This window comes from Nostoc sp. (assembly GCF_036916735.1).
Lineage (GTDB): Bacteria > Cyanobacteriota > Cyanobacteriia > Cyanobacteriales > Nostocaceae > Nostoc.
In genome coordinates this window covers 90419-101026 of sequence record NZ_JBALFV010000053.1, presented here as the reverse complement: position 1 = coordinate 101026, position 10608 = coordinate 90419, and the positions used below count along the sequence as shown (strand labels likewise).

Here is a 10608-nt window from a genome sequence, read left to right as displayed (position 1 = left end):
TAAAACGTCCGGATGTTCCTATGTTTGTCGCTTAATTGTTTGGCGCGCGGCGCGGTGTAACCGCGCCATTGCTTGTGACAGTTGCGTAAGTCCTGATCAAGACAGAAGAGGAGAACGAGAAGTTTTTAGAAACTGTTGAAGAACTGCTTTATCGTTCCCATCTGACTCCTGAAGAAGATGCTTTGTTGGAATTATTGGTAAAACTGATTGAGGATTTTGAAGAAAAACACTATCAGCTTAATGTTTCAACACCTCGGTCAAGACTTAAGCATTTGATGGAAGCTAGGAGTTTGGAACAAGCTCATTTAGTAGAAATTCTTGGTTCGAGCGAGATGTTTACTAAAATCATTAATGGTGAATTAGAAATCACCAAAGAACAAGCTGAGGCTTTGGGAAAGTTTTTGCACGTTGATGCAAGTTTGTTTATTTGTTGATTTTCTTTTCCCTATACCGCCAAATCTCGACAAAACCCTCAGAGTGCTTAGTCTTTGAGGGTTTTGTTATGTGAAAAATACTGATCTAAAAGTTACCAGTTAAAAGCTTTTTTGATGCCATAAGCTGCCAACCCTATAACAGCACCCGCTGCTACAACTGGAGCGGCTCCAATACCAATCGTAACACCAGCGGCAGGAGCGAGTACACCAATACCCCCTAATGTAGCCGCAGCACTACCTCCTAGCACAGCACCACCTGCTGCAAATCCTGCTGCTTCTCCAAAATTATTGTCATCATTTTTTGTACTCATTATTAACACCTCAATGTTTTCTGTATCTATTCTCTATAAGAGTAGCTTTTTTATCCAATAGTATTCTTACTGTACTGAAGATTTTTTTGTGTAAACTAACAAAACCTTTAGTATATAAGCACTATGAGGGTTTTACTGTAGAGAATTAGCTATATCGCTATAATCCCGCCTCTCTGAACCAGATGTGGTGTGGGTGTTGAGCCGACCTTAAAACTACCGTAGGGAGGGCAGTTAAACCAATAATGTTTTCCCACCAATTGGTTGATAATATAAAGTCATTAGCTGGTTAGCATTTAAAGTTTCTACAGCATAAGCTTTTCCTGTTAAGTCGCTGAATTCTACTTCAAAAATTCCAGGTTCATAAGCTTCTACAATCGTTCCTACTTGACCGCGATGCAATCCCAATTCTAGTAAGTCTTCGGTTAGGGCAACCATATCTAATAATTTCATTGGTATTACCTCATTGCTTAGATTACATAACAGGTGACTAGGCGGGGGAAGCCTTCATTATTACGCACTATCCAAACGCTTTGAATAATTGCTTGTTTATCTGAACGATTCAGGGGAAAATCAATGATATATTTTTGACCGTATGGATTCCTTTTACTAGGGATAGCATCATAATTTGCTACTGCTTGTAAAAGGATCGCTTGTAATTCTTCTGCATCATCTAAATTTAAGTCTAGTGCAGATTTAAATACACGGGCTTTGTGTTTTCCCTCTGGATGTTCTGGGTTGAGACAGTAACCCACGATTTTATCTATTTCAACGATAGCGCATTCACGGTTAGGAAGTTTCATAATACGTTTGCTACAACCTTCTCCGCTTTTTTAACCTGGATATGACCTGTATGTAATACACCCTACTTGGAAAAGACTAAGATTTCATCGCCGGATACTGCTTCAACACCTGCTGCAAATATTGCCCAGTATAAGACCTGGGATTTTTTGCAACTTCCTCCGGTGTACCTACAGCAATCAATTCTCCGCCTTTGTCGCCACCTTCTGGCCCCAAATCTATCACCCAATCAGAACAACGAATTACATCTAAGTTATGTTCAATTACTAATATTGAATTACCTTTATCTACCAATCGTTGCAATACATCTAACAATTTGTGGACATCGTAAAAAGATAACCCTGTTGTTGGTTCATCGATTAAATAGAGTGTCTTTCCTGTGGCGCGTCGAGATAGTTCTGTTGCCAATTTTACCCGTTGCGCTTCACCACCAGATAATGTAGTCGCAGGTTGTCCTAGTTGGACATAACCCAACCCAACATCAAATAAAGTTTGCAAACGAGCGATCGCTTTGGGAATATTCTGGAAAAAGTCTAAACTTTCCTCAACTGTCATTCTCAAAACATCAGAAATAGACTTATCTTTGTACTTCACCTGTAAAGTCTCACGGTTGTATCTTGCACCTTTACAAATTTCGCATTGCACGTAAACATCCGGGAGAAAGTTCATTTCAATAACATTCACACCCTGTCCGCTACAAGCTTCGCAACGTCCACCTTTAACGTTGAAAGAAAATTGTCCGGGTTTGTAACCCCTAGCTTTGGCTTCTACTGTTTGGGAAAATACATCCCGAATCGCATCGAAAATGCCTGTGTAAGTTGCAGGGTTAGAACGTGGTGTGCGTCCAATTGGGGATTGATCGATAACGATCGCTTTATCAATCGCATTCAATCCCTGAATTTTATCCAAATGTCTAGGTAAAGGAACTTTCTTAGTTAAATGGTGTTGCAGAGATGGGTACAGTAATTCGTTAATTAGGGTAGATTTACCAGAACCAGACACACCTGTAATGGAGACGAGTTTACCTAATGGAATTTCTACATCGATATTTCTTAAATTATTGCGATGGGCATTTTTGATAATCAAACTGCGCCCATTTCCTTCTCGTCGTTCTGCTGGTGTGGTAATTACCCGTCTTCCTGATAAATATGCACCCGTCAAAGAATCTTCTGCTGCTAATAATGTCTGAAAATCTCCTTGGGCGATAATATTTCCGCCGTGAATTCCTGCACCAGGCCCAATATCAACAATGTAGTTGGCTGCACGAATTGTTTCTTCATCGTGTTCAACGACAATTAATGTATTACCCAAATCGCGTAATTTTGTTAAGGTTTTCAGCAACCTGCCATTATCTCGTTGATGCAAACCAATACTTGGTTCATCTAAAACGTAGAGAACTCCTGTTAAACCAGAACCAATTTGCGTTGCTAAACGAATTCGTTGGGCTTCGCCACCGGAAAGGGTCATGGCGGGACGGTCAAGGGTAAGGTAATCTAAACCTACATCTAACAAAAATTGCAATCTAGCTTTGATTTCTCTCAGGACTAAATCAGCAATTTGCAACTGGCGATCGCTCAACTGCAATCGATCGATTCTCTCCCGACAATCTCGAATCGATACCCCAGTCAATTCTAAAATTCCATATTGTCCCAACTTCACCGCCAAGGCTTCCGGTTTTAACCGTTTTCCCTGACAAACTTCACACGGTTGATCGACCAAATACTGCTCTAATTTTTGCTTAACTAATTCCGAGCCACCCTCATACTGCCGTTGTAAAATTGGAATAGTACCTTTAAAACTTTGTTTTTTATCTATTTTTGTAGTTTCTTCTTTTTCTCCATACAAAATAGTTTGCTGCTGTTCTTCTGTTAGCTTGCTCCAATTTGTTTGTAATTCAAATCCATAAGCTTGCCCAACACTGTAGAGCAATTCTAAATAATAAGAATTATCTTTTTCTGACCAAGGCGCGATCGCAGCATAAACTGGCGCTTCTGGGTCAGGAACTACCAAATCTGGCGAAAATCTTCTTAAAGTCCCGATACCGTGACAGTGCGGACAAGCACCATAAGGTGAGTTAAAGGAGAACAAGCGCGGCGACAATTCCTCCATTACTGCGCCATGTTCTGGACAAGCAAAGTTTTCCGAAAATACTAATTCTTCTTCTTTTTCTTGTCCATCGTCACCAAGCTGACTCACAAGAATCGCTGCAATCCCACCTGATTGCTTGAGACACGTAGACAGGGAATCAACCAAACGCTCCTGCATACCGGCCTTTTTCACTAAGCGGTCAATTACCACTTCGATGGTGTGGGTAAAATTTTTATCCAATTCAATCGAATCTGACAGGTCGCGGATCTCGCCATCGATCCGCACGCGGACAAAACCTTGGGATGCCAGACTTGACAAAAGCTTACGCTGTGTGCCTTTTTTGCCTCGGACAACAGGTGCCAGGATTTGGAAGCGGGTGCGGTCTGGTAATTCCATAATGCGATCGCACATCTCATCGATTGTCTGGGGTGCAATACAGCGATCGCATATCGGACAATGGGGTTCGCCAGCTCGACCAAACAACAGTCGCAAATAGTCATAAATCTCCGTCACCGTACCAACAGTGGAACGGGGATTATGAGATGTTGACTTTTGGTCAATAGAAATTGCTGGACTTAAGCCTTCAATCGCCTCTACATCCGGCTTATCCAGTTGTCCGAGAAATTGCCGTGCGTAGGCGCTGAGGGATTCTACATAGCGGCGTTGCCCTTCAGCGAAAATGGTATCAAAGGCTAGAGAAGACTTACCAGAACCAGAAACGCCAGTGAATACGATTAGGCGATCGCGTGGCAATTCTAAGTCAATATTTTTCAGATTATGCTGCCTAGCACCCCGAATCCGAATCGTATTCTGGCTGTTGTGGCTGGGGTAGGGAAGATGTCCATTCAAGGATGCTGCTAGCTGTTGGTCTGACATATTGGGCGGCGAAGAAGGAGTTTCTTATGAAACAGTCCTTAATAATACTATCTTTAATCGGTTTATTGTAGAACAGTAGTACTGTTTTAGGACTTACGCAAACTTTACGATTCTTGGCGTTCTTCTCTAACGAGACGCTGCACGTTGGCAAAAGCCTCTGGTAGAGAAGGCGGTTCGATAAATTAAGCTTTTTAGCACTTTTTGCGTAAATCCTATTTATGTTCATTTATACCTATCTATTAAATTCTCCAATTTAAATACAAAAATACCCCTCCAAGACTCAAGGCGAATTTTGCCTATCTTAAGTTCACAGGAGAGGCAGTTTTGACTTCTACCAAAACCGGGGTGAGATTCAACTAAATTGTTCAATAATTCCGCCACCTAACACTTTTTCCCCGTCGTACCACACCGCCGCTTGTCCGGGAGTAATGCTAAATTGGGGTTCATCAAACACCAAACGCACACGGGAGTTTTCCAACGGAATCACTGTCACTGGTGTAGGGTTGGAACGATAGCGAATTAGCACTTCGGCATGAATTGGGGTGGATGGTTCAGCAATAGAAACCCAATTTACCCGCTCTACAGTGCATTCTGGCTGAGTTACTTTAGTGCGATCGCCTACTACTACTTTATTATTTTCCGCATCTAATTCAATCACATACAACGCTTGGGCAGCAGCAATTCCCAAGCCTTTGCGCTGCCCAATGGTGTAGTGATGGACACCATCATGCTGTCCCAAAATTTTGCCCGTGACATCGATAATATCGCCTGTTTTGGGGGCTAAATATTTATCCAAAAATGCCCGCATGGAACCGTTACTTTCCACTAAGCATAAGTCTTGACTTTCTGGTTTATTAGCAGTTTTCAGTCCGTATTCAGTTGCAATGCGGCGCGTGTCAGTTTTTTCTAGTTCGCCCAGAGGAAATATAGTTGCTGCAAGTAAATCTTGAGCCAAATCATAGAGAAAGTATGACTGGTCTTTGTTGCGGTCAACAGCCCTTAATAACTGGTAACGTCCAGTTGCTTCGTTATAGCTAATTTGGGCATAATGACCAGTGGCAATGCGATCACATCCCAATTCTTCACGAGCATACTGCACCATTGACCCAAACTTCACCGTTTTATTGCACTGAGAACAAGGCAAAGGTGTGATTCCAGCACTGTAACCAGTTACCAGATAATCGACAATATGCGTCTGAAAGACATCCCGAATATCCACAACTTGATGGGGAACGCCCAGTTGTTCACAAAGTTCAGCCGCGTCGATCATACCTTCAGAGCAACATTGACCTTTGCCTTTCATTAGCCAAAGAGTCAAACCAATCACTTCATAGCCCTGATGGTGCAGGATAGCTGCGGCGGTGGAACTGTCAACGCCACCAGAAAGACCAACGACGACTTTTTTCATACAAAGCACGACAATATAGCTGCGTGGTTGTCCAATTGTAGCACACACTCTTTCAAAGCCTTGCTACCAAAGCACTTCAGTTTTAAAGCTCCTGAAAGAGCGATGCCGATAGCGACGCGCAAAGCGAGTCCGTGAGCGTCATAGCCCTTCGTAAACATCGCTGTTTACTCCATCATCACCTTTATCTAAGATTAATTACAGATATATTTTTAACCACGCGGATGAGCTAATTTTACGTTAACGCTATATAGTTGCTACAACGGTAAACTAATTAGTTCCTGATGAAATTACTTAAAAATACTTTGACTACTTTCTAAAGTACTATGTCGAGAGGATTACCAAGTCAATTTATTCCGTTTCAGATGCTCCGTCGAAGTTCTAAGAGTTGGAAGCCCACTATAAAACTTCTCCCTTTGTTAATCGGAGGATGGTTACTGCTGATTCCCAATAACAACGTGCTACTAGCTCAAGGAGTCGGTGAAATTTTACCGCCACCGCCAATTCCCTTTGGTCAACAGCCATCACCGCAGTTACAACCAGTACAGGATAGTCAAATTGAGCAGGATTTTCAGCCCTCCCAATCATTGCAAAACAATCAGTCTGGGCAAGATTTTCAGCCTTCCCAACCAATACAAAACAATCGATTTACGCCGAACTTTCAGCCCTCTCAACCTGCACAGTTTAGTCAATATAACCAGAATGAGCGCTACTTAGTTTACGTAGATGGTAGTGATTTCCAAACGCTACAAGCAATCCGTCAGATTGAACCCAGTGCTTACATTCGAGAATACCAAGGCCGGAGTATAATTCAATCAGGTGTTTTTAACAGAGTATCTAACGCCCAACAACGGGTAAATGAGTTACAGTCACGAGGCATATTTAACGTCCGAATTATCAGCTTCACTAACGGACAGGAAATAGATGCAGGTAATGGAAGCTTTAGAGGCGATCGCAATAATATAAATCCTCCTAAGCAAGCCTCTAGATATTATGTGGTTATTCCAACTACTCGAGAACAGTTACCTGCGATCGCAGAACAAATTAGGCAAAATCTAGCCCAATTTAGCCAAGGTTTAGGACAATCTGGCGGAGTTCTTGAAAGGACGCAACCACGAGGGCCACATGTAGCAGTCGGACCTTTCTTTGATAGATTCCAAGCTGGGGAATGGAATAAATATCTGCGAAATATAGGATACAAAAATGCCAGAGTTTACTACGGAAAGTGAAGAAGTTAGGAGCCATTCAACAGTTATCAGTTATCAATTTTTAACTAATAACTGTTCACTGATTTAATTTAAATTTTTCCTTCAATCCAAAATCGCTCGACTAAGTGACTTGTGCCGAGCAGACTTGTACTGAGCGACTTGCCTTGAGCGTACCCCTACGGGGAAGCAAGCTACGCGTAGCGTCTCGTAGAGAAGTCGAAAGGAGTCGAAGTAGCCGAGGTAAGTCGAAGTGCAAAATCTAAAATCTAAAATTGAATCACTCCCGACTCCCTAGATTATTAACGCAGGGATTCAATAATTACTGCTGTTGTAATTAAACACAACAGGATGATTCCCAGTGGAAGCAAAAACTGCTGTAAAAAGTACAGTAGTATGGGTATGATTTGTAAAAAACCTAAGCCACTGGATAAAACATAGGCGATCGCAATACCAACTAGCACTAGCAAGAAATATTTCAAAGATTTAGAAGCAAAGCGAAATAGAAGCGTATCTTGATTTGAATTCATAATTTTACTCACGAAAGTAGCTGATTTGTTAACAGTGAATATTCTTTTTGATTTCCAGTTTAAAAAAGAAGGCTATGGGAAATCCTACCTAGCCTAAAGATTAGTTTTACCGTTTTTGCAGGGGGAATCCTAAATTTTCCCCTTGCCCCCTGCTCCCTTACCTCTTCAGTCATTAATATGGAACAGTGACAAGTAATATCTGTGATTTACTAAGCTTGCAGTAGTAACGCTCTCTAAATCTCTCCTCAACCACGTTTTATTAGCGCTTAACTTAACTTCGCCTGGATTAATTACAAGAGTAATACACTCTAAAAAGCTTTGCAGTCGGATAAAGTAACTTCCTTACCGAGTATGGAAAAGTATTTTGTAGTATGGAAGGTAGGAATAAGTAGTAAAAATATCGTTATAATGAATTACAAATAATACATCAAGTTAGCAAATGGGTGTAGAAGAAGCCTTAGAGTTTGTAGATAACTTGGTTTTTCTCAAAACAGGAAAACATTTAGATAGAACTCAAAGGATTATCTTGAGTCATTTGTGGGAGGATGAAAAGCGGACTTACCAGGATATTGCCAACAGCGTTCGTTATACAGAAGCGCATTTAAAAGCAGTTGGTGCGGAACTTTGGCATTTCCTATCAAAAGTGCTAGGAGAGAAAGTCTCAAAATCAACCTTCCAAGGAGTGGTTCAGAGGTTTAGAACAACTCAACAGTCGCAAAAAATCACCGATATTCCAAATCTAGTGGGCAATGGCACTAAACCCCAAGATTTAGATACTAACTTTGTGGGGCGCGATCGCCAAATAGCCGAACTCCACACCTTATTCAGTCAGGGAGAAAAAGTCATCCTCATCCAGGGTGAAGGTGGTGTTGGCAAAACCAGATTAGCACGCAAATATTTTAAAAGTCAAAAATTTAATTTTGTCCTAGAGCTATGGATGGCCACAGAAATCCAAAACCTTAGTCCTGTAGAGAGTGTGGTTGAAGAATGGCTACGGCGATACTTTAACGAAGAACCGGGAGGAGACTTTGGTATCAGCTTAGAACGACTACGGCGCAAACTCCGAAAACAAACATCTAAAATTGGGGTATTTATCGATAATCTAGAAACTGCTCTCGATAAAAATGGCAAGTTTCTAGAATCTCGTCGTCCTTATGTTGAGCTATTGAGAGTATTAGCAGATTCGGATGTGCATTCAGTTACTTTAGTAACAAGTCGTGAACGTTTGCGCGAGTCTAGTGTAGAGGTTCATCTCTATCCACTCGAAGGTTTAGACGATCAAGCATGGCGAAAGTTTTTCAGCAGTTGCCACATCAATTGTGATTGTACTATTCTCAGTGAAATGTGCAGAGCTTATGGAGGTAACGCCAAAGCAATGCAAATTCTCCGAGGAGCAATATTGACAGATTTTTCTAGTGACATCCATGCCTATTGGCGAGAAAACTGTACAGATTTATTAATAGAAAGAGAGTTAAAAGATTTAGTCGCTAGTCAATTTACCCGTCTCCAAGAAAATGACTTAGAAGCCTATCGCCTCTTGTGTCGTTTAGGATGCTATCGTTATCAAGATATTCCTTCATTACCTATTGAGGGAATTTTATATTTGCTTTGGGATGTACCAGAAAAAAAACGTAGAGGTGTAATTAAAGCTCTGCAAGATTTGTCTTTAATAGAAGCTAAAAAAGGACAATATTGGCTGCATTCGGTAATTCGTGATGAAGCAATAAGTAGATTAAGATTAGTCACTGAAGAATGGGAATTAGTAAACCAAAAAGCTGCGGAATATTGGACGAAACGAGTTACAGCCATCAAAGATATCACGGATGCATTAACTGCTTTAGAAGCTTATTATCACTATGTAGAAATTAATGATTTTGAGCAAGCTGGTGATGTAATTTTACAAGGACGAGGCGAACAGTGGAGTATAGGTTTGCCTTTGGGTTGCTCGTTTTACCAACTGGGACTGCTCCAAAAAAATTTTTCTGTCATTAAACGGATAATAGACGAGGTAAAATCGCAAGAAAGACTAATTAAACTTTACAATATACTAGGCTATACATATCGAATTATCGGATGTATTAGAGAAGCTATAGATTGCTATAAAAAATCAGAAGAGATATTAGACAATTTAGACATTAAGCTAATAAAAATATCTATGATGTTCAATACAGGACTCTGCAAACTTGATTTATTGGAACTAGAAGCAGCCGAAGATTGTTTCAAATCTGTTTGTAACTTAGCTGAACAAGATAGCAATCTTGATAATTACATGGCTTATGCTCAGTGCTGCTTGGCTTTTGTTAAATCATGTTCTAATTCTAAAGAAGAAGCTTTTTATATTGCTGAAGATGCCTTATCTGCAATATCTTCATCAACAAAAGTGACTTTATGGGGAATGGGGCATAGCTTAATAAACCTATGTTTAACCTACAAAAATTTAGGTAATATTAAAAAATCTTTTGATTTATGCCAAAGAGCTATATTTTCTTCCCAAGAAAACAACTTTACTCAGCTTAAGGCTAAAGCTATAACTTGTTTAGCTGGATTATATAGAGAAGAACGAGAATTTGCTAAGGCAGTTTTCCATCATGCAGAAGCGATAGAAATTTTGAATAAAATAGGTGCTAAATCTAATTTAGCAGAGGCTTACTATCAATTGGCATTAACTTATCAGAAAATGGGTGAAATTGACAATAGTAGGGAAAATTTTATGCAAGCGATCGCACTTTTTAACGAAATGCAAGCACCCAAACAAGTTGAGAAGGTTCAAACAGCAATGGAGTGTTTTGAGAAATAAGCAATAGTATGCGAGTTTAATGCTTATTCCTGTTTTTTACTAGTCTAGGAAGTAACAGGTTTGGCGATGACTGGAGAATTCATGGGGCATCGCTCCAAGAGAGGTCTATAAGTATTACAGTATAGTAATTCTAGGCAAAATAAAGCGATCGCTTCTAAAGAGGT

General features: G+C 40.5%; 9 protein-coding genes. 3 read left to right on the top strand and 6 right to left on the bottom strand.

Annotated elements, in window-relative coordinates; all coding sequences use genetic code 11:
* The first annotated feature begins 182 nt into the window (after nucleotides 1-182).
* Nucleotides 183-434 carry a helix-turn-helix domain-containing protein gene (locus V7L20_RS13580; protein ID WP_334744583.1) on the top strand — a complete coding sequence of 84 codons (252 nt, stop codon included), beginning with the start codon at nucleotides 183-185 and terminating at the stop codon, nucleotides 432-434.
* A 92-nt stretch (nucleotides 435-526) separates the two neighbouring features.
* Here V7L20_RS13580 and V7L20_RS13575 read toward each other — a convergent pair whose 3' ends face one another.
* The 5 genes from V7L20_RS13575 to mnmA form a co-directional block, all read right to left on the bottom strand.
* A complete protein-coding gene (locus tag V7L20_RS13575; RefSeq protein ID WP_334744582.1) occupies nucleotides 527-745 on the bottom strand; it encodes a hypothetical protein in 219 nt (72 codons plus the stop codon).
* A gap of 231 nt (nucleotides 746-976) precedes the next feature.
* On the bottom strand, nucleotides 977-1195 hold the full coding sequence (locus tag V7L20_RS13570; RefSeq protein ID WP_334744581.1) for a DUF4926 domain-containing protein: 219 nt from the start codon (nucleotides 1193-1195) through the stop codon (nucleotides 977-979).
* 17 nt (nucleotides 1196-1212) lie between these two features.
* The gene (locus tag V7L20_RS13565; protein ID WP_334744580.1) at nucleotides 1213-1545 is read right to left on the bottom strand and encodes a DUF6883 domain-containing protein; all 333 of its coding nucleotides are present in this window, start codon (nucleotides 1543-1545) and stop codon (nucleotides 1213-1215) included.
* 76 nt (nucleotides 1546-1621) lie between these two features.
* On the bottom strand, nucleotides 1622-4507 hold the full coding sequence (gene uvrA / locus V7L20_RS13560; protein ID WP_334744579.1) for an excinuclease ABC subunit UvrA: 2886 nt from the start codon (nucleotides 4505-4507) through the stop codon (nucleotides 1622-1624).
* Nucleotides 4508-4859: 352 nt separating this feature from the next.
* A complete protein-coding gene (mnmA, locus tag V7L20_RS13555) occupies nucleotides 4860-5924 on the bottom strand; it encodes a tRNA 2-thiouridine(34) synthase MnmA (RefSeq protein WP_334744589.1) in 1065 nt (354 codons plus the stop codon).
* A 314-nt stretch (nucleotides 5925-6238) separates the two neighbouring features.
* Here mnmA and V7L20_RS13550 point away from each other — a divergent pair, with 314 nt between their 5' ends.
* Nucleotides 6239-7141, top strand: coding sequence for a hypothetical protein (locus V7L20_RS13550; protein ID WP_334744578.1), 903 nt, complete (start codon nucleotides 6239-6241; stop codon nucleotides 7139-7141).
* Between the two features lie 278 nt (nucleotides 7142-7419).
* Here the strand turns inward: V7L20_RS13550 and V7L20_RS13545 are convergent, their stop codons facing one another.
* Nucleotides 7420-7647, bottom strand: coding sequence for a hypothetical protein (locus V7L20_RS13545; protein ID WP_334744577.1), 228 nt, complete (start codon nucleotides 7645-7647; stop codon nucleotides 7420-7422).
* A 439-nt stretch (nucleotides 7648-8086) separates the two neighbouring features.
* Here V7L20_RS13545 and V7L20_RS13540 point away from each other — a divergent pair, with 439 nt between their 5' ends.
* Complete coding sequence (locus V7L20_RS13540) at nucleotides 8087-10444, top strand: tetratricopeptide repeat protein (protein WP_334744576.1); 2358 nt, start codon at nucleotides 8087-8089, stop codon at nucleotides 10442-10444.
* The last annotated feature ends 164 nt before the right edge of the window (nucleotides 10445-10608 follow it).

Bases quoted from the DNA above. Each gene is read 5' to 3' on its own strand.
- V7L20_RS13575 (WP_334744582.1), bottom strand. From the start codon at position 745: ATGAGTACAAAAAATGATGACAATAATTTTGGAGAAGCAGCAGGATTT.
- V7L20_RS13570 (WP_334744581.1), bottom strand. From the start codon at position 1,195: ATGAAATTATTAGATATGGTTGCCCTAACCGAAGACTTACTAGAATTG.
- V7L20_RS13565 (WP_334744580.1), bottom strand. From the start codon at position 1,545: ATGAAACTTCCTAACCGTGAATGCGCTATCGTTGAAATAGATAAAATC.
- uvrA (WP_334744579.1), bottom strand. From the start codon at position 4,507: ATGTCAGACCAACAGCTAGCAGCATCCTTGAATGGACATCTTCCCTAC.
- V7L20_RS13550 (WP_334744578.1), top strand. From the start codon at position 6,239: ATGTCGAGAGGATTACCAAGTCAATTTATTCCGTTTCAGATGCTCCGT.
- V7L20_RS13545 (WP_334744577.1), bottom strand. From the start codon at position 7,647: ATGAATTCAAATCAAGATACGCTTCTATTTCGCTTTGCTTCTAAATCT.
- V7L20_RS13540 (WP_334744576.1), top strand. From the start codon at position 8,087: ATGGGTGTAGAAGAAGCCTTAGAGTTTGTAGATAACTTGGTTTTTCTC.